The following is a 19,576-nucleotide window of genomic DNA, read 5'->3' as shown; positions in this document are numbered from 1 at the left end:
ATTAGAAGCAAACAAACAACGCTAATTTGTAGGGAATTTCTGTATGAGCGATCATGCCCAGGAAGTGGTTCCGGTCAATATTGAAGACGAACTGAAGAATTCATACCTGGATTACGCAATGAGCGTAATCATAGGCCGCGCGCTACCGGATGTACGCGATGGTCTGAAACCAGTACACCGTCGCGTGCTCTTTGCGATGAGCGTGCTCGGCAACGATTACAACAAACCCTATAAAAAATCGGCTCGTGTAGTCGGTGACGTGATTGGTAAGTATCACCCACATGGTGATACCGCTGCCTATGACACCATTGTTCGGATGGCACAGCCGTTTTCCTTGCGTTACATGCTGGCTGACGGACAAGGAAACTTTGGTTCAGTCGACGGTGACAGTGCTGCGGCCATGCGTTACACCGAAGTACGGATGTCAAAAATTGCCCATCAGTTATTAGCGGATCTGGATAAAGAGACCGTTGATTTTGTGCCGAACTATGATGGCACTGAGCAAATTCCTGATGTCATGCCAACGCGAATTCCAAACCTGCTGGCGAACGGTTCGTCTGGTATCGCTGTGGGCATGGCAACCAATATTCCGCCCCACAACCTGAACGAAGTCGTTAATGGTTGTCTGGCGATGATTAAAAACCCGGATATCAGCTTTGAAGAGTTGATGGAATACATTCCAGGGCCAGACTTCCCGACGGCGGGTATCATTTCAGGCCGTCAGGGCATTATCGATGCGTACCGCACCGGCCGTGGCAAAATCTATATCCGTGCCCGCGCCGAAGTGATCGTTGAAGACAACGGTCGTGACACCATTATTGTTCACGAATTACCGTATCAGGTGAACAAAGCCCGGCTGATTGAAAAAATAGCGGATCTGGTAAAAGAGAAGCGCCTTGAAGGTATCAGCGGACTGCGCGATGAGTCGGATAAAGACGGTTTGCGTGTCGTAATCGAAATGAAACGCGGCGAGTCCGGCGAAGTCATGCTTAACCATTTGTATCGCAATACCCAAATGCAGGTGGTATTCGGTATCAATATGGTCGCGCTGGATAAAGGTCAGCCAAAACTGTTCGCCCTGCGTGAAATGATCGAAGCCTTTATTCTGCATCGTCGCGAAGTGGTGACCCGCCGTACCGTCTACGAATTACGTAAAGCACGGGAACGCGCGCATATCCTTGAAGGTCTTGCCATCGCGCTGGCCAACATTGAAGAAATTATCGAGCTGATTAAAGGCTCATCGTCTCCAGCAGAAGCGAAAGCAGCCCTGGTTGCACGTGGCTGGAGCCTCGGTGATGTCGCCATTATGCTTGAGCGTGCCGGTGTTGACGCTGCACGACCAGATTGGCTGGAAGACGGTTTTGGTGTCATTGATAGCATCTACCACCTGACTGAAAACCAGGCTCAGGCAATCCTTGAATTGCGCTTGCACAAGCTGACCGGCCTTGAGCACGAGAAGATCCTGGGTGAATACAAAGAACTGCTTGAGCGCATCGCCGAGTACCTGCACATTTTGTCCAGTGCAGAGCGTTTAATGGAAGTGATTGAAGAAGAGTTAGAACAGGTTAAAGCAGAATTTGGTGACGAGCGTCGCACTGAACTGAGTGCAGCCGCCCACGATATTAACCTGGAAGATTTGATCGAGCAGGAAGACGTGGTTGTGACGCTGTCGCATCAGGGCTACGTGAAGTACCAGCCGCTGACCGAATACGAAGCGCAGAAACGTGGTGGTAAAGGTAAAGCCGCGACTAAGATGAAAGACGAAGACTTCATCGAGCGTCTGCTGGTGGCCAATACTCATGACACCGTGCTCTGTTTCTCCACCCGTGGCCGGGTGTACTGGATCAAAACCTATCAGTTACCGTTGGCAAGTCGTGCTTCGCGCGGCAAGCCGATTGTTAACTTACTGCCGTTGGAAAATGACGAGCGGATCACTGCCATTCTGCCGATTGGCAATTTTGATGAAGACAAGTTTGTGTTCATGGCAACCCGCAACGGTACAGTCAAGAAAACCCCATTGGTCGACTACTCACGTCCCCGTACCAGCGGCATTATTGCGCTGAACTTGGCCGATAACGACGAATTGATTGGCGTTGATATCACCGATGGCCAACAGGATATTCTGTTGTTCTCGGACGCAGGTAAGGTGGTTCGCTTTAAAGAAGAACAGGTTCGCTCGATGGGCCGTACTGCCACCGGCGTACGTGGTATTCGTCTGACCGACGAGCAAAAAGTTGTGTCCTTGATTGTACCGCGCAGTGTGGAAGGTACCGAGAATGAAGGTGCGGTGCTAACCGTGACTGAAAACGGCTTTGGTAAACGCACCATGTTGAGTGAGTACCCGGCGAAAAGCCGGGCCACTATGGGCGTCGTCTCGATTAAAGTCAGCGAACGAAATGGTGCCGTGGTAGGCGCGCTGGAAGTGGTTCCGGGTGAGCAGATGATGATCATCAGTAACCGCGGTACGCTGGTACGTACCCGTGTTGACGAAGTTTCACTGGTGGGCCGTAACACCCAGGGCGTGACGTTGATCCGAACTGCTAGTGACGAGTTTGTAGTTGGCTTGCAGCGCATTGCAGACAGCGATGAAGCCGAAGCGGAAGCTGGTGTGGAAATCGAAGGTGAGGTGACCCAGCAGGGTGACACGCCAGCCGCAGACGATGCGACAGAGACAGGTGGCGATGACAATTCATAACTTTTCTGCAGGGCCGGCGATGTTGCCGGCCGCTGTGCTTAAAAAGGCACAGGCTGAACTACTTGATTGGCAGGGCCGTGGCGTGTCGGTGATGGAAGTTAGTCACCGTTCGCCGGAATACGTGGCGATGGCCGAAGAAGCGGAGCAGAACCTGCGTGATCTGATGGCCATTCCGGACAATTATGCGGTGTTGTTTATGCATGGTGGCGGGCGTAACCATTTCTCAGCGGTGCCGCAGAACATTGCCAGTGCGGATGCCACTGTCGATTACGTCACCACTGGCAGTTGGTCACAGATTGCGTTTGACGAAGCGAAGAAGTATGTCGGCAAGGTCAATCTGGCAGCCAGCGCTGAAGACACAGCGCAAGGTAAAGCCATTCCACAGTTCGAAAACTGGCAGTTAAGTGAGGGCGCCGCCTATTTGCACTATTGCCCGAATGAGACCGTCGATGGGATTGCCTTGCATGAGATCCCGGATAGTAAGGCACCCCTGGTGGCTGACATGTCATCGGTGATCCTTGCTGAGCCGCTCGATGTGAGTAAATTCGGTGTGATTTACGCCGGCGCGCAAAAGAATATCGGGCCGTCAGGCTTCTCGGTGGTTATTATTCGTAAAGACCTGCTTGAAACCCGGCAAAACCGTGTCTGCACAGTAATGAATTATCAGGTGCAGGACGCAGAGCGTTCAATGTACAACACCCCCAATACCTGGGCCTGGTATCTGTCCGGTGAGGTCTTTAAGTGGCTTAAAGCAGAAGGTGGCGTCGCCGCTATGGGTGAGCGCAACCATGCCAAGGCTCGCTTGTTATACGAGTGCATTGATAATAATCCGTTTTATCAGAATCAGGTCCACCCGCGTAACCGCTCAATCATGAATGTGCCTTTTCAGTTGGCTAAGCCTGAGCTTGACGCTACTTTCTTAAAAGAAGCGGCGGAGGAGGGCCTGGTGGCGTTGAAGGGACATCGTTTTGTCGGTGGCATGCGCGCCAGCATGTACAACGCGATGCCGTATGAAGGTACCCAGGCGCTGGTCGATTTTATGACCCGCTTTGCCCAGCGAAACCGCTGATAACGAACAATAAAAATAACTTTAAAACACCAACAAGTAGGATAACAAGATCAATGACTACTAGCTTTAACCCTGCAGAGTTGGCCTTACCAGGCATCCGCGAACTACAGCCGTATCAGGCCGGTAAGCCAATCGAAGAGCTCGAGCGTGAACTAGGTATCAAAGATATTGTGAAACTAGCGTCCAACGAAAATCCGTTAGGGGTAAGCCCGGCTGTTCAGGCAGCGTTGACTACCGCCATTAGTGGTCTGGCCCGTTACCCGGACGCCAACGGCTTTTATCTGAAAGACGCCTTAGCGACCAAGTTTACGGTTGATATCAACCAGATTACGCTCGGCAACGGCTCCAACGACGTGTTGGAATTACTGGCCCGGACCTTCGTTCAGCCTCAGCATGAAGTGATTTTTTCGCAACACGCTTTTGTGGTTTATCCATTGGTGACTAAGGCCATAGGCGCTACGCCGGTGCAGGTCAAAGCCAAAGATTATGGCCATGATCTGGATGCTATGGCAGCCGCCATTACTGATAAAACCCGGATGATTTTCATCGCCAACCCGAACAACCCGACCGGGACCTTCCTGCAGAAACAGGAGATCGAGGCGTTTTTACAGAAAGTACCGGCGCATGTTTTGGTGGTGCTGGACGAAGCCTACTATGAGTATGTGCCAGAGCATGAACGCGCGCCGTCGATGCAGTGGATTGACCGTTTTCCAAACCTGGTGGTCTGCCGTACCTTTTCAAAAGCCTATGGGCTTGCTGGTTTGCGTGCCGGTTTTGCGGTGTCACATGCTGCAGTAGCAGACCTGATGAACCGTATCCGTCAGCCATTTAATATGAATCAGCTGGCATTAACGGCAGCCCTTGCAGCGTTGACCGATGAGCATTTTTTGGCGGAATCTATTGACGTCAATCAGGCGGGTATGACGCAGCTGATTGATTTTTGCGACCAGCATGGCCTTAACTATATTCCGTCGCATGGTAATTTTCTGACCATCGAAGTAGGGCCGAACGCAGCAGATATCTACCAAAAGCTCTTGCTGGCTGGTGTCATTGTACGCCCAGTGGGCGGCTATGAGTTGCCAAACCATCTGCGCGTGAGCATTGGCCTGGCTGATGAAAATGATGCCTTTTGCAAAGCAATGGAGTCTATTCTTAGCGAATGAACACCCTAAAGCTGGATCCGCAACGGTTAGCTAGTGGCAAAGTCCGCTTACCAGGCTCGAAGAGCATGGCTAACCGTGCCTTATTATTGTCCGCGTTAGCCAGTGGTACGACGCGTTTGCGTAATATGCTGGATAGTGATGACACGCGCTACATGCGTAAGGCGCTGATTCAGTTAGGTGTCGGCTTGCGCGAGCAGACGCTGGATGGTGAGCTGGTTATCGAGGTCGATGGCCTTGGCCGGCTGTTCCAATGCTCAGAGTCGCAACAACTCCATCTGGGTAACGCAGGAACCGCGATGCGGCCGCTGGCTGCGGCACTCGCTTTCAGTCAGGGTGACTATGTTCTGACTGGTGATAAGCGCATGTTTGAGCGGCCAATCGGGCCACTGATTGAAGCCCTGACTGCAATGGGTGCTGATATAGAGTACCAACAGAATGAAGGCTACCCGCCGTTGTTGGTCCATGGCCAGGCGTTTAGCGGCGGCAGTGTATGCATTGACGGTAGCCTTTCCAGCCAGTTTATTACTGCGTTGTTAATGGTATTGCCGTTTAATCAAGTAGCGACACATGTCACCCTGACCGGAGAGTTAGTGTCGCTGCCATATATTGAACTGACCCTTGCTATGATGGAACGTTTTGGGGTGGTGGTCGAGCGCATATCAGATCGCGAGTTTATGGTACCTGCCACCGGCGGCTACCAGTCGCCTGGTGAGTTTCTTATCGAAGGGGACGCCTCCAGCGCGTCCTACTTTCTTGCCGCAGCGGCGATCGCAGGCGGCACCGTGCGGGTTGAAGGCACTGGTCAGAAAAGTTTGCAGGGTGATATAGCCTTTGCCAGCGTGCTCCAGCAAATGGGCGCAAAGGTGACCTGGGGCGACGACTTTATTGAAGTTGAGAGAGGCCGGCTGGAAGGCGGTCAGTTTGATCTCAATGCCATTCCCGACGCTGCAATGACCATAGCAACCACCGCGCTTTTTGCTGCAGGGGCAACCGAAATACGCAATGTCTACAACTGGCGCCTGAAAGAAACCGATCGTCTTGCCGCGATGGCCACGGAATTGCGCAAAACAGGCGCTGAGGTGGAAGAGGGCGAAGACTATTTACGCATTGTCCCACCCGCCACTATTAAGCACGCTCAGATAGCAACCTATGATGATCATCGCATGGCAATGTGCTTTGCATTGCTTGCCTTTGCGCCGGCAGGTGTTGAAATTGAAGACCCTGCATGCTGTGCAAAAACCTATCCCGACTTCTTTCAAGACTTCGCGAAAATCTGTCATCTCTAGCTGCCAACATGGCTTTTTCGGCCAAAGTCCGTATAATTACGCCGCCTGATTCATGCACTGGTGAAGTTCCCGGTGCGTGACTACATGTTCCAAATACGTAAGAGGAAGTTATGTCAGCGAACCCACCTGTAATTACCATTGACGGTCCAAGTGGCTCCGGGAAGGGCACTATCAGTCGTATGCTGGCAGATAAACTGGGGTGGTACCTGCTTGACAGTGGAGCCATTTATCGAGTGTTAGCGGTGGCCTCACTGCATCATAATTTTGGTCCTCAGGACGAAGAAAGCCTGGTCGCACTGGCGACCGATCTGGATGTTAAGTTCATTGCTAATGACGAAACCGGCCTGACCCATGTGATACTGGAAGGTGAGGACGTCACCATGGCCATCCGCACGCAGGAAGTGGCTAATCAGGCGTCTAAAATTGCGGCATTACCACGGGTACGTGAAGCCTTGCTTAGGCGCCAACGTGCGTTTCGTGAAATGCCTGGCCTGGTCGCAGACGGTCGCGATATGGGCACCGTAGTTTTCCCTGATGCCGAAGCGAAAATATTTTTAACGGCGAGCGCCGAGGAACGTGCCCGGCGACGTTTTAATCAATTGCAAGAAAAAGGCATGGATGCTAATATGGACGCACTCGTCACAGAAATTCGTGAGCGTGACGAACGGGATATGAATCGCTCCGCGGCACCATTAAAGCCAGCGGAGGGTTCGCTTATGTTGGATTCGACAGCGATGTCAATCGATAAAGTCTTGGACGAAGTGCTGCAATACGCACATCACAAGCTTTCAGCATAAGCCGGTACATGTTCTGAAACCTGTGTAAGCAGGTTTTCACGGTCAGCGCCAGGAGGGTGCTGATAATCATTCACAACCCCATTCGACAGTGACGTCAATGGATGTAACCTAACCTAAAGTATCTAATCATATGACCGAAAATTTTGCCCAGCTTTTTGAAGAAAGCTTACAAGAAGTCGAAACACGTCCTGGTGCCATCATTAAAGGCACTATCGTTGCCATTCAGAAAGACCTTATTCTGGTTGACGCAGGTCTTAAATCTGAAAGTGCTATCCCAGCTGAACAGTTCCTGAACGCCGAAGGCGAGCTGGAAGTCTCAGTTGGTGATGTAGTTGATGTAGCATTGGACGCGGTAGAAGACGGCTTCGGCGAAACCATCCTGTCTCGTGAGAAAGCGAAGCGCTATGAAGCTTGGCTGCAGCTTGAGAAAGCCTACGAGAACGAAGAAACTGTTATCGGTGTTATCAACGGTAAAGTTAAAGGCGGTTTCACTGTTGAACTGAACGGTGTTCGCGCATTCTTACCAGGTTCTTTGGTTGACGTACGTCCAGTACGCGACACTGCACACCTGGAAGGTAAAGATTTAGAATTCAAAGTGATCAAGCTGGATCAGAAGCGCAACAACGTTGTTGTGTCTCGCCGTGCTGTTATCGAGAAAGAGAACAGTGCAGAGCGTGAAGAGCTGCTTGAGAACCTGCAGGAAGGCCAGGAAGTTACTGGTATCGTTAAGAACCTGACTGACTACGGCGCGTTCGTAGATTTAGGCGGTGTTGACGGTCTTCTGCATATTACTGACATGGCCTGGAAGCGCGTTAAGCATCCAAGCGAGATCGTAAATGTCGGTGATGAAATTAACTGTAAAGTATTGAAGTTTGACCGTGAGCGTACTCGTGTATCTCTGGGTCTGAAGCAACTGGGTGAAGATCCGTGGAGCGATATCGCTACTCGTTACCCAGAAGGTGCTCGCCTGACTGGTCGCGTAACTAACCTGACTGACTACGGCTGCTTCGTTGAAATCGAAGAAGGCGTTGAAGGCCTGGTTCACGTGTCTGAAATGGATTGGACCAACAAAAACGTTCACCCATCTAAGGTTGTAAACCTGGATGACAGCGTTGAAGTTATGGTTCTTGAAATTGACGAAGAGCGTCGTCGTATTTCTCTGGGTCTGAAACAGTGCAAGCCTAACCCTTGGGAAGAGTTTGCGAAGACCTACCAGAAAGGTGACAAAGTTAGCGGTAAGATCAAATCTATCACTGACTTCGGTATCTTCATTGGTCTGGAAGGCGGTATCGACGGTCTGGTTCACTTGTCTGACATTTCTTGGAATGCAAACGGCGAAGAAGCTGTTCGTGAGTACAAGAAAAGTGAAGAAGTGGAAGCCGTGGTCCTCCAGGTTGACGCAGAACGCGAGCGTATCTCATTGGGCGTGAAGCAAATTTCTGAAGATCCAGTTAACAACTATCTGACAGCTACCAAGAAGGGTGCTATTGTTACTGGTACTATCACAGAAGTTGACGCTAAAGGTGCAACTGTAGAGTTGACTGAAGGCGTTGAAGGTTACATCCGTGTAGCAGACATTTCGCGTGACCGTATTGAAGATGCATCAGAAGTGCTGAAAGCTGGCGAATCTGTTGAAGCACGCTTCATGGGCGTTGACCGTAAGAACCGTGTTCTTAGCTTGTCTATCAAAGCGAAAGACGAAGCAGAAGAGAAAGTTGCGGTTGAGTCGGTTAACAACCAACAGGACGACAAAGCATTCGGTAACGCAATGGCTGAAGCGTTCAAAGCGGCAAAAGAAGACTAAACTTCTTTTGAAAGGCGATGTGGCTGCGCGCGAGTTGAAAAGGATCAGGTATGACAAAATCAGAGTTGATCGAACAACTGGCGGATAAGCAGCCGCATTTAAGCCCCAGAGACGTGGAACGCTCGGTTAAAGAGGTGCTTGAGTCATTGATTCATGCACTCTCTAACGGAGACCGGGTCGAAGTCCGCGGCTTTGGGAGCTTTTCATTGCATTATCGCGAGCCCCGCATGGGGCGTAACCCGAAAACGGGCGATAAAGTGCAGTTGGACGGCAAGTACGTTCCACACTTTAAGCCAGGTAAAGCGTTACGGGATCGTGTGAATGCGGTGCACGCTGGCTAAACGTAGGTTTGTGAAAAAGGCATGCTATAATGGCATGCCTTTTTTTTAACATGTACTGATTAACTTGCGAAGGAAAGCCTATGTGGCGAGCGCTTTTTGTTCTCTTACCCTTGGCGGTGTTATTTATTTTTGCACTGGTGTTTGGTGCCCATAATAAAGTAGTGGTTCCTGTTAATTTTATTGTTGCTCAAAAAGAGATGACCATAGCCAGTTTATTGGCATTATTCCTTGCGGTCGGTTTTGTCTTTGGTGCACTGAGTCTGTCGTTAAGTTATTGGCGGGAAAAGCTGAAGAACCGTCGCTTGCGCAAAGAACTTAATAAACGTAAGCACTGAGAGTCCTATGCTTGAGCTGTTGTTTTTGCTGCTACCAATTGCTGCTGCCTATGGCTGGTTCATGGGCCGCAATAGTGTTCGCGCTGAGCAACGCAAAGAGCAGGAACAGTTCTCACAGAAATATGTTACCGGTATCAACCTGTTGCTCTCTGATCAGAGCGACAAAGCGGTTGACCTTTTCGTCGATATACTCGATGTCGACAGCGAAACCCTTGATACACATTGGGCCCTGGGCAAGCTATTTCGTCGCCGTGGCGAAGTCGAGCGAGCCATCCGTATCCACCAGAACCTGATATCGCGACCGTCACTGGCCGACCATGACAGGCATCAGGCGTTGTTTGAATTAGGTGAAGACTATTTATCTGCCGGTTTATATGACCGGGCAGAGAATATGTTTAGTGACCTGCAAAACCAGCCTCGTTTTCGTGAACCCAGCTTATATAATTTAATCGCCATCTACGAGTCAACGCACGAGTGGCATAAGGCGATTAAAGTTGCTCTGAAAATTTCCCGTACCGACAAAAGCGTTGAACCTACGGTGGCTCAGTTTTATTGCGAGCTCGCCGACTTGCAGGAAGATGCTGAGACCTCCTTAAAATATTATGAAAAAGCGCTTAAACATGACCGCAGTTGTGTCCGTGCGGCTCTTGCACTTGGTCGTTGGTGGTTAGGCCAGGCCCGTTATAAAAAAGCGCTGGGCTATTTAACCCTGGTTAAAGATCAGGATATTGATTTTGTTAGCGAAGCGTTGCCGTTAATTCGCGACGCCTACCATGCCATGGGTGATACGCAAAGTTTCGCGGCATACTTACATGAGTGCCTGCAGATCTATCCTTCGGCCAGCGTGGTGAACATGTTAGCCGATCTAATTGCAGAGCAAAATCACGTCGAAGAAGCGGAGAATTTCCTCACGCAGGCGTTGGCTGAGAACCCAACGGCGAAAGGATTTCATAAGCTAATTCAGCTGCATGTACGCGAAGCAGAGCAGGGCAGAGCCAGAGAAAGCCTGGTGATGTTACAGAAAATGGTTGCTGAACGGTTGAAACTGAACGCGAAGTATCATTGCCGTCATTGTGGCTTTGCGACCCAGACATTGTACTGGCATTGCCCTTCCTGCAAGGCCTGGGCAGCAATTAAGCCGAGTAAAGGGCTGGATGGTGAATAAAGGAGCTGGAACTGAATGAACAAAGTGATTGTGGCGCTGGACTATGCGCAAGCGGATGAAGCGCTGACCTTCGTGAAGACCCTGAATAGTTCGCTGTGCCGGGTCAAGGTCGGCAAAGAGCTTTTTACCAGCGCAGGGCCTGCGCTGATCCACGAACTCCATCGGCTTGGATTTGAAGTATTTCTTGATCTCAAGTTTCACGACATCCCAGCCACGGTGGCGAAAGCCGTCGCTGCGGCTGCACAACTTGGTGTGTGGATGGTTAATGTCCACGCCAGTGGCGGTGAAGAGATGATGAAAGCCGCTGCGTCCGCGTTGCAACCTTTTGCCGACAGCGCGCCTAAGCTTATTGCGGTGACGGTCCTTACCAGCATGTCGGAAAAGGAACTGCATCAACTGGGTGTACAACGGTCGCTGCAGGAGCACGTTAGGGCACTGGCTAAATTAAGCAAAGACTGCGGCCTTGATGGCGTCGTATGCTCGGCACAGGAAGCGGCAGATCTGCGTCGCGAACTGGGTAGTGATTTTCTGTTAGTGACCCCGGGAATACGCCCTCAGGGTAGTCAGGCGGATGATCAAAAGCGGGTGATGACACCAAAACAGGCTATCGACGCCGGTGTCAGTTACCTGGTGATGGGCCGCCCGATACGTCATGCTGATGACCCGGTTGCGGCTCTGCACGCAGTCAATCAGAGCATTGCGGGTTAACTCAAAGATGTCAGTTATTGCTGAAAGATAATTCAGCGTAGCAAAGCAGGTATACACTAAGAAGGCTGCAATGGATGCAGCCTTTTTGTTTATAAGGACGATGCTATGTTATATAAAACGCTGATGTTTGCTTCTCTGTTAACTCCAATGGCCTTTACCGCACCCGCTCTGGCTGAGCCGTGGCAACCTGCTCAAGCACAGGCAGAAGCAGCACAACAGGCTAAGGTTAATATCAATCATGCGTCTGCTGAGCAACTTGCTCACGCATTACGTGGGGTGGGTATGGCCAGAGCCCAGGCGATCATTGAATTACGCGAGCGCCTGGGTGGCTTCACCGAAATCGAGCAGCTGTTACAGGTGAAAGGCCTGGGAATTCGAACACTGGAAAACAATAAAGATAAAATTGAGCTGTGATTTGTTGGCACAAAAAAGCCAGGCGCTGGCCTGGCTTTTTTCTTTTAGCTAACCGCTACGCTTTTTAGTCAGGCGTGACCGTGCACTTGGTCATGCCGGACGTGGCGTGATTTTTAGCCTGAGTGACTGTGGCTATCTGCTGTGGGCGAGGGAAGTCACCGCGGGTCTCTATGCGAGCGGCAGATAAAACCTGACCCAGGTCATCAGAGGCAGACGGCGATGCTTTCGCCATTTCTGCTCGTGCATGATTGCGGGCTGGTTGTACTACTTTAGCTTCAGCCTTAGGTTTCTTGACTGGGGTCGCCGGTGCCTTGGCTGGCTCTGCTTGCTTAGCAACCGCAGCTTCATCCACTGAAGCTTCAGGGGCAGGGGTCTTCTCTGCCTTAGTTTCTGCTTCTTGCTCAGCAATCTTGGCTTTCTCAGGCTGTACTTCAGCAGTTTCAGCCTGCTTAGCCGCGTCGTCCTTAGCCTGATCGTCACTGGCGGTGGTCTCTGTCTCTGCTGTAGCGGCTTTATGATTTACGTCAGCAGCACTAAGCTCAGAAGACGGGGCTTTTTCTTCACTTGTGGCTTCTTCAGCAACAGTGGTGTCAGTTTGTCCTTTGTCACCAGTGTTTTGTGAGCCATCCACAGACTGAGACTCTTCGCGTTCATGCTTACGTCGTTGTCCGGCTGCTCGCATGTGACGAGGTGAGCGACGGTCCCGTTTTTCACCTTTTGCTGGTTTACTGTCAGTACTTTCTACTTCGGCACTCGCTACTTCGGCACTCGCTACTTCAGCATTCTCTACTGTAGCATTACCTTCTGTTGAAACCTCTGCTGAAGACGGCTGGGCAGAAGACGATTCGCTAGCTGCTTGCGCTGGTTTCGCTGCTGGTGCAGTCGCATTATCGTTGACGGCTTCAGGCTCTGAAGCTTGCTTGTTCTCAGTTTCAGCAACTTCAGTCTCAACCACAGTCGCTGCGGGCTTAGTGGTTGCTGCAGGCGTTTTCGTTTCGACAACCGGGCTCTCAGTGGCAGAGGTCTCTGAAGAGGCCTCTTGCTCACCCTGAACTGGCTGCGATTCAAGACGTACCGATTTCGCCAGTTTGCGACGCGAACGGCGTTCTTTCAGCTGTTCGGTTTGCGGCTTGCTCTCGGTCGATTTGCTTGCGCTTTTTTCTGCAGCTACCGACTCTGAAGTCGATGCAGCATTATCGGCTGCAGTATCAGCCCGATTATCAGTCCGCGTGTCGCTATTTTTACGACGACGGTTGCGTCTGTTACGAGTTTTCGGCTCTGCCTTTTGCTCAGTTGATGAAGACTGTTCGCTGGCTGGCGACGTCTCGGTTGCATCATCACGGCCGTTGCTTTCGGGCTTCGCTGACTTTCTGTCCTGATTGCGGTTATCGGCAGGACGACGTCGGTTCTGGTTTCCACCTCGACGGTTATTGCTGCTATTGCGGCGACGCTCGCTGTTGTTACGCGATGGGGCAGAGCGTTCTGAGCTCTGCTGGCGTGATGACGTTTGCGTTTTGGTATCGCTCTCGTCAACAGTAAACAGTGCTTTTAACCACTTCGCCAAGCGACTAAATAAAGACGGTGTGCTCGCAACCTTGCTGCTTGGTGCTGCCGCAGTCGGTTTAGGAGCTGGTGCTTCAGGTGCAACCAGAGTTTTCAACGCGGGTTCATCCGTGCTGCGTTCTTTGGTTGGTGTGATAACAATACCACGTGCTTCGCTCTGACTAATTAATTCGATACTTTGCACACCGTCTAACTCATCATGGCGTAAACGCTGCACGTCAAAGTGAGGAGTGTCCAGGTTCGGATTTGGAATAATCAGAACTTTGACTTTATGGCGGCTTTCAACGTCGTTGACCGAGCCGCGCTTTTCATTCAGCAGGTACGTAGCAACATCAACGGGTACCTGTGCATTGATTTGCGCCGTATTGTCTTTTAGCGCTTCTTCTTCAATCAAACGCAGAATTGATAATGCCAGCGACTCGTTACTACGAATCGTGCCCTGGCCATTACAGCGCGGGCAAACGTGATTCGATGATTCGCCAAGTGACGGACGTAAACGCTGACGAGACATTTCCAGCAGACCAAAACGAGAAATCCGGGCGGTCTGGATCCGTGCCCGATCCTGCTTAAGCGCTTCTTTTAAACGGTTTTCGACTTCACGCTGGTGGCGTGGCGGGGTCATGTCGATAAAATCAATCACGATCAAACCACCGACATCGCGTAACCGAAGCTGGCGGGCGATTTCTTCTGCCGCTTCCAGGTTCGTTTGCAATGCGGTTTCTTCGATATCACCACCTTTGGTTGCTTTGGCGGAGTTAATATCGATAGAGGTCAGCGCTTCTGTCGGATCAATTGACACCGAACCGCCTGACGGCAGACGCACTTCGCGTTGGAAGGCCGATTCGATCTGTGATTCGATCTGGTAATGATTAAATAACGGCACATCGCCCTGGTAGAGTTTTACCCGCTGAACGAAATCAGGGCGGACCAGGTTGATGTGTTCTTTTGCACGTTCAAATATGGTTTCGTCATCGATCAGGATCTCGCCGATATCACGACGCAGATAATCACGAATAGCGCGGAAGATGACATTGCTTTCCTGATGGATCAGGAACGGAGCAGGGCGCGATTCCGCGGCTTCTTCAATCGCCTGCCAGTGGTGACGTAATACTTTTAAATCCCAGGCAAGCTCTTCTGCCGACTTGCCAACACCTGCCGTACGCACGATAAGGCCCATGCCATCTGGCAGTTCCAGTGTTGATAATGCGTCTTTTAACTGAGTGCGCTCGTCACCTTCGATACGGCGAGAGATACCACCGGCACGTGGGTTGTTCGGCATTAGTACCAGGTAGCTACCCGCCAGGGAGATAAAGGTTGTTAGTGCCGCACCTTTCTGGCCGCGCTCTTCTTTATCAACCTGGACAATAACTTGCTGGCCTTCTTTAATGACTTCCCGGATATTCGGACGGCCATCAAATTTATAACCTGCAGGGAAGTAGGTTCGGGCAATTTCTTTAAGGGGGAGGAAACCGTGCCGGTCGGCACCATAATCGACAAAAGCTGCCTCTAAACTAGGCTCAACGCGGGTAATCTTACCTTTGTATATATTAGCTTTTTTTTGTTCGTGACCTGGGCTTTCGATATCCAGATCATAGAGTTTTTGGCCATCGACCAGCGCAACGCGGAGTTCTTCCTGCTGCGTGGCATTGATTAGCATTCTTTTCATAGTTTGTGACTCTTCATATAAGTTACGAAAATAGCCACAACACTACACGACACACAGTAATCTTAGCCTGTGTACGCACGTATCTGTTTGCTTTATATGCTTTTTCAACTGCTCACAGGCTGCCGATGGTATCTAATTATTGCCATTGCTGCCTGTTTACCTACCCGTTGCTTTCAAATTGAAAACAACGTGTAGTAAAAATTTTTTACTAAGCCTACACACGTTACGCCGTGTTGGTGCTGTTGCTTCGAAATATGTACCTATGGAATGAACCGAGCGTGGCGACACAGCATTAAACATGTACGCACTTTAATGCTGTTTGCGGGACCTGACACATCAACATCTCTAACCGTATGCTGACGAGGTACTCACAGCTAGCCATTCCAATGACTTATTGTGCATGGTTTAGCTGGCTTTGACAAGCAGAGTTTAATAGAATGCGCGCCATGAATGAGAGCACTCAAGATACACATCACCAGGTTCGCTGGCTGGACATCGATGCCGATATGGCTGGCCAGCGCATCGACAACTTTTTACGCACCCAGTTAAAAGGGGTGCCTAAGAGCATGATTTACCGCATTTTACGCAAAGGCGAAGTGCGCGTGAACAAGAAGCGGATCAAACCAGACTACAAACTGCAAGCTGGGGATCAGGTTCGGGTTCCGCCCGTGCGGGTCTCGGCGCCGACTGATTTGCCCAATCCAAACCTGGCCCAGGTAAGCCAGCTCACGGATCGTATTCTGTATGAAGACGATTATTTGCTGGTGGTGAATAAGCCTGCCGGGATGGCTGTGCATGGCGGTTCCGGAATCAGCTTCGGTTTAATTGAAGCACTGCGCAGCCTGCGTGGCAGTGACACCCTGGAACTGGTTCATCGTCTCGATCGGGAAACCTCGGGGTGCTTATTGGTGGCGAAGAAACGCTCCATGTTACGTTTACTGAATGCCCAACTGCGTGAAAAGCAGATGAAGAAAATCTATCTGGCACTGGTGCAGGGTGAATGGAGCAAGTTGGATCGGGCGGTGACGGCACCATTAAGGAAACAGGTTCTGCAAAGTGGCGAACGTATGGTGCGTGTTGACGGTGAAGGGAAACCCTCGGAAACGCGGTTTAAAATTCGCCAGCGTTTCGCCGAAGGGACCCTGGTTCAGGCAAGCCCGGTGACAGGGCGGACCCATCAAATCCGCGTCCATACCCAGGCGGCGGGCCACCCGATTGCAATGGATGACAAGTATGGTGACCAGGAATTCTCAGCCGCAATGCGTTCATTAGGTCTGCAACGCCTGTTTTTGCACGCAGAAACATTGAGCTTCTATCACCCAAAAAGCGAAGACTGGACCACCGTCGAGGCGCCCCTTGATGCAGAGTTAGTTCAGGTGTTGGACAAGTTAACCAAGGTTTGAGGCAAGCGATGCAGTATAAGCTGGTAATTTTTGACTGGGACGGGACCTTGATGGACTCGGTACCTCGAATTGTTTCTTCATTGAAATCGCTGGCTCAGCATTGTCAGCTCCCGGTGCCCAGCACAGAGGCAATTCACGATATTATTGGCTTAAGCCTGCCGATCGCCCTTGAGCGTTTATTTGATTGTCATGGCGACGAGGCCCAGCAGGCGCTGATTGACGTCTATCGTGATTTTTATGTGGAGCGGGACACCACGCCGACGCCAATGTTTGACGGGGCCACAGCCACTTTGGACTATTTAAAGCAGAGTGGTTATCAGCTGGCGGTTGCAACCGGCAAAGCACGCCCTGGTTTGCAGCGTGCCTGGCTAGCCAGTGATACTGAGCACTTTTTCCTCAGCTCGCGCTGTGCCAAAGAAGTTCCTTCAAAACCTCACCCGGCGATGCTGGAGGAAATTCTTGAGGAAACTGGCTTCGCTAAAGAAGAGGCGGTGATGGTCGGGGACTCGATTCATGATCTGATGATGGCGCAGAACGCCGGAGTGGATAGTATTGGTGTAACCTACGGGGTGCACTCGAAAGAACGTCTGCAAAGTGCAAACCCCAAACTCATTATCAATGCTGTTGCAGAGCTTCGCCAGCATTTATAAGCCAGTTAAGCGAGTACGTCAGCACCTTGCTGGCGGAGTAGTTGCAGCAGCCTTATTAAAGGCAGACCAATCAGGGCATTGGGGTCATCGCCATGCAAATAGTCAAATAAAGCAATCCCAAGACCTTCACTTTTAAAGCTGCCAGCGCAGTTATAAGGTTCTTCCTTATCTACGTAGGATTCAATTTCTCGTTCAGATAAGGTTCTGAACCCAACTTCATAGGGTTCAACCAGCGTATCTATACGGTCACTCTTACTGTTATATAAAGAGAGGCCGGTTAAAAACGTCACTGTTTGCCCACTGCAACGTTGCAATTGTGCAATCGCATTGTCTTTATTACCTGGTTTACCAAGAATAGCGCTGTCGTTATCCAGCACTGCGACCTGATCGGAGCCAATAATTAGATGAGCGGGAAAGGCTTCTTTAAGCGCTTTGGCTTTTGCAGCAGCAAGCCGGGCCACCAATTGGCGCGGTGATTCATCCGCCAACCGAGCTTCATCGATATCGGGCGACTGACAACTAAAGGACAGACCAAGCTTCTCTAATAAGGCCTTACGATAGGGTGAGCTGGAAGCGAGTACAATGGGTAGCGGGTGTGACATGTTTAATCGGTGCTCCACAAATGAAAGGTGTCAATGTAGGTGTGTGTGTAAAAAGCCGACATAGTGTAGCGAAAACCTTGTCCGCTCACGAATTTCTTTTGACTCCAGGCCTGACAGGCTATATCATTCGCGCGCTATGCAAAAGGTTCGAATACCGATATCGGTAGACCCCGTTAAAAGCGCACAGAAGCAGTTGACCTACGATGGCCTTGTGCCAGCAGGTAATATGCAGCGTTTAGGGGAAGCACTCATAAACACACCACAAGATATTGCGGTGTCGCTACGGTTTGATATTGATCAGCAACGTGTTAGTTATTTCGCAGGTCATGCGGAAGTAACCGTTGATGTTATATGTCAACGCTGCAACCAGCCGATGCAAATTCACTTAGTAAGTGACTTCGCCTATGCGCCCATTACGAAGCGCCAGACCGAAGAGAACTTGCCAGAAGCCTATGAGGCTGTGGAGTTGAATGAGCTTGGTGAAGTTATGTTGCACGATGTTGTGGAAGATGAACTTCTTCTGGAAATGCCAATCGTAGCCATGCATGCGCAGGAAGATTGTGAAGTTGACCGTGATGCCATGACGTTTGGTGACCTTCCGCCTGAGGCAGAAGAGAAAGCCAACCCGTTCGCGGTGTTACAAGGTTTAAAACGAAAGTAAATAGTTAGGAGATAGGGTAAATGGCTGTACAAAAAAGCAAAAAGACACGTTCAAGACGTGGCATGCGTCGTTCACACGATGCGCTGAGCGGGCCTACACTGTCGGTGGATTCAACCTCTGGTGAAACGCATCGTCGTCACCATGTGACTGCTGACGGCTATTACAAAGGCAAGCAAGTTATCGCCAAGTAAGGCGTATGACTGAACTAACCATTGCGTTAGACGCGATGGGGGGTGATCAAGGCCCCGGCATCGTGGTGACAGCGCTCGAAAGAGCGCTGTCTTCGTTTACGCATGTACATTTTATTCTGGTCGGTGATGAAGCCGTCCTGACTCCATTGTTGCAACGCTATCCTAAAGTTGTGGCATCTTCCCGCGTTTCTATGCAACACGCCAGTCAAGTCGTGGCGATGGACGACAAACCCAGTGCGGTGCTTCGTGCCAAGCCGGATTCGTCGATGCGTGGCGTGCTCGAACTGGTTCATAACGGAACCGCTCAGGGATGCGTCAGTGCCGGTAATACTGGTGCCTTAATGGCGATGTCCTACCTTACCCTGAAAACCTTGCCTGGTGTCTTACGACCAGCTCTGGTGGCATCGCTGCCGCAACAGGATGGTGGTCAAAGCCTGTTGCTCGATCTCGGCGCGAATCCGACCTGTGATGCAGAAACCCTGTGTCAGTTTGCGGTAATGGGCTCTGTCATGGCGCAGCAGGTAAATAAGCAGGCGCAACCCCGGGTTGCTCTTCTTAACATGGGGCGGGAAGACCTCAAAGGGCATGATGTGGTTAAACACGCCGCTCAGCTGCTTAAGGCCTCGACCCATGTGAATTACATTGGTTTTGTGGAAGGTAACGACCTTTTCTCGTCGACGGCGGATGTCATTGTCTGTGACGGCTTTACCGGCAATATAGCGCTTAAAAGCTGTGAAGGCCTGGCTGAGCTGCTATACGATAACCTGCGCAAGAGCTTCAGCGGTCATTTCTTTACCAAGCTGGTGGCTAAACTGCTGTTCCGTCGCCATCGTAAATCCTGGCAATGGCTCAACCCCGACCAGTATAACGGTGCTAGTCTGTTAGGATTGCGCGGAGTGGTCATGAAAAGCCATGGGAATGCTTCTGCGAACGCCTATTTTAGCGCGATTTCTCACGCCATTGACGAAGCCGCGGCGGATCTCCCCAGTCTTATTCATGACCGAATTGAAGATGCGCTGCTCGAACGGGTTACCGACCAACGAGATTGAGTAGCGCTAAGCTG

General features: G+C 50.9%; 18 protein-coding genes. 16 read left to right on the top strand and 2 right to left on the bottom strand.

What is annotated here, in order from left to right:
* Positions 1–43: 43 nt before the first annotated feature.
* The 11 genes from gyrA to CWE14_RS03220 all read left to right on the top strand — a co-directional run bounded on the left by gyrA (position 44) and on the right by CWE14_RS03220 (position 11,777).
* Complete coding sequence (gene gyrA / locus CWE14_RS03270; protein ID WP_126798050.1) at positions 44–2,695, top strand: DNA topoisomerase (ATP-hydrolyzing) subunit A; 2,652 nt, start codon at positions 44–46, stop codon at positions 2,693–2,695.
* Complete coding sequence (serC, locus tag CWE14_RS03265; protein ID WP_126798049.1) at positions 2,682–3,764, top strand: 3-phosphoserine/phosphohydroxythreonine transaminase; 1,083 nt, start codon at positions 2,682–2,684, stop codon at positions 3,762–3,764. Before gyrA ends, serC begins: the two co-directional genes overlap by 14 nt.
* Before the next feature lie 53 nt (positions 3,765–3,817).
* Positions 3,818–4,927: a histidinol-phosphate transaminase gene (hisC, locus tag CWE14_RS03260; protein WP_126798048.1), complete on the top strand. Its 1,110-nt coding sequence runs from the start codon at positions 3,818–3,820 to the stop codon at positions 4,925–4,927.
* On the top strand, positions 4,924–6,213 hold the full coding sequence (gene aroA / locus CWE14_RS03255; protein WP_126798047.1) for a 3-phosphoshikimate 1-carboxyvinyltransferase: 1,290 nt from the start codon (positions 4,924–4,926) through the stop codon (positions 6,211–6,213). The genes hisC and aroA overlap by 4 nt, the downstream gene beginning before the upstream one ends.
* Positions 6,214–6,323: 110 nt before the next feature.
* Positions 6,324–7,010 (top strand): (d)CMP kinase, encoded by a 687-nt coding sequence (gene cmk, locus CWE14_RS03250; protein WP_126787826.1) that lies wholly within the window; start codon positions 6,324–6,326, stop codon positions 7,008–7,010.
* A 130-nt stretch (positions 7,011–7,140) separates the two neighbouring features.
* Positions 7,141–8,814 (top strand): 30S ribosomal protein S1, encoded by a 1,674-nt coding sequence (rpsA, locus tag CWE14_RS03245; RefSeq protein WP_126798046.1) that lies wholly within the window; start codon positions 7,141–7,143, stop codon positions 8,812–8,814.
* A gap of 50 nt (positions 8,815–8,864) precedes the next feature.
* Positions 8,865–9,155 carry an integration host factor subunit beta gene (ihfB, locus tag CWE14_RS03240; RefSeq protein WP_126787829.1) on the top strand — a complete coding sequence of 97 codons (291 nt, stop codon included), beginning with the start codon at positions 8,865–8,867 and terminating at the stop codon, positions 9,153–9,155.
* An 80-nt stretch (positions 9,156–9,235) separates the two neighbouring features.
* Positions 9,236–9,490 (top strand): LapA family protein, encoded by a 255-nt coding sequence (locus CWE14_RS03235; protein ID WP_126798045.1) that lies wholly within the window; start codon positions 9,236–9,238, stop codon positions 9,488–9,490.
* A gap of 7 nt (positions 9,491–9,497) precedes the next feature.
* On the top strand, positions 9,498–10,655 hold the full coding sequence (lapB, locus tag CWE14_RS03230) for a lipopolysaccharide assembly protein LapB (protein ID WP_126787832.1): 1,158 nt from the start codon (positions 9,498–9,500) through the stop codon (positions 10,653–10,655).
* Positions 10,656–10,670: 15 nt separating this feature from the next.
* Positions 10,671–11,363 carry an orotidine-5'-phosphate decarboxylase gene (gene pyrF / locus CWE14_RS03225; protein ID WP_126798044.1) on the top strand — a complete coding sequence of 231 codons (693 nt, stop codon included), beginning with the start codon at positions 10,671–10,673 and terminating at the stop codon, positions 11,361–11,363.
* A gap of 105 nt (positions 11,364–11,468) precedes the next feature.
* Positions 11,469–11,777: a ComEA family DNA-binding protein gene (locus tag CWE14_RS03220; protein WP_126798043.1), complete on the top strand. Its 309-nt coding sequence runs from the start codon at positions 11,469–11,471 to the stop codon at positions 11,775–11,777.
* A 64-nt stretch (positions 11,778–11,841) separates the two neighbouring features.
* On the opposite strand, the gene rne is transcribed toward CWE14_RS03220, so the two are convergent.
* Complete coding sequence (gene rne, locus CWE14_RS03215; RefSeq protein ID WP_126798042.1) at positions 11,842–15,006, bottom strand: ribonuclease E; 3,165 nt, start codon at positions 15,004–15,006, stop codon at positions 11,842–11,844.
* A 446-nt stretch (positions 15,007–15,452) separates the two neighbouring features.
* On the opposite strand from rne, the gene rluC reads away from it, so the two are divergent.
* Both rluC and CWE14_RS03205 read left to right on the top strand, forming a co-directional pair.
* A complete protein-coding gene (rluC, locus tag CWE14_RS03210; RefSeq protein ID WP_198675662.1) occupies positions 15,453–16,409 on the top strand; it encodes a 23S rRNA pseudouridine(955/2504/2580) synthase RluC in 957 nt (318 codons plus the stop codon).
* A gap of 8 nt (positions 16,410–16,417) precedes the next feature.
* Positions 16,418–17,059, top strand: a complete 642-nt coding sequence (locus CWE14_RS03205; protein WP_126798041.1) for an HAD family hydrolase — start codon at positions 16,418–16,420, stop codon at positions 17,057–17,059.
* Positions 17,060–17,064: 5 nt separating this feature from the next.
* Here CWE14_RS03205 and CWE14_RS03200 read toward each other — a convergent pair whose 3' ends face one another.
* Complete coding sequence (locus CWE14_RS03200; protein WP_126798040.1) at positions 17,065–17,661, bottom strand: Maf family protein; 597 nt, start codon at positions 17,659–17,661, stop codon at positions 17,065–17,067.
* Between the two features lie 136 nt (positions 17,662–17,797).
* Between CWE14_RS03200 and yceD the strand changes: the two genes are divergently transcribed.
* Genes yceD through plsX form a run of 3 tightly spaced genes read left to right on the top strand, consistent with a single transcriptional unit; the run spans position 17,798 to position 19,562 of the window.
* On the top strand, positions 17,798–18,322 hold the full coding sequence (gene yceD, locus CWE14_RS03195; RefSeq protein WP_126787845.1) for a 23S rRNA accumulation protein YceD: 525 nt from the start codon (positions 17,798–17,800) through the stop codon (positions 18,320–18,322).
* Positions 18,323–18,342: 20 nt separating this feature from the next.
* Entirely contained in the window at positions 18,343–18,513 is a 171-nt protein-coding gene (gene rpmF, locus CWE14_RS03190) for a 50S ribosomal protein L32 (protein WP_126787847.1), read from the top strand.
* Between the two features lie 5 nt (positions 18,514–18,518).
* Positions 18,519–19,562, top strand: coding sequence for a phosphate acyltransferase PlsX (gene plsX / locus CWE14_RS03185; RefSeq protein WP_126798039.1), 1,044 nt, complete (start codon positions 18,519–18,521; stop codon positions 19,560–19,562).
* Positions 19,563–19,576 lie beyond the last annotated feature (14 nt).

The sequence above is a fragment of the Aliidiomarina soli genome (assembly GCF_003986975.1).
GTDB classification, from domain to species: domain Bacteria; phylum Pseudomonadota; class Gammaproteobacteria; order Enterobacterales; family Alteromonadaceae; genus Aliidiomarina; species Aliidiomarina soli.
The sequence above is the reverse complement of the archived record's forward strand: the minus strand, read 5'-3'. Positions and strand labels throughout refer to the sequence as shown.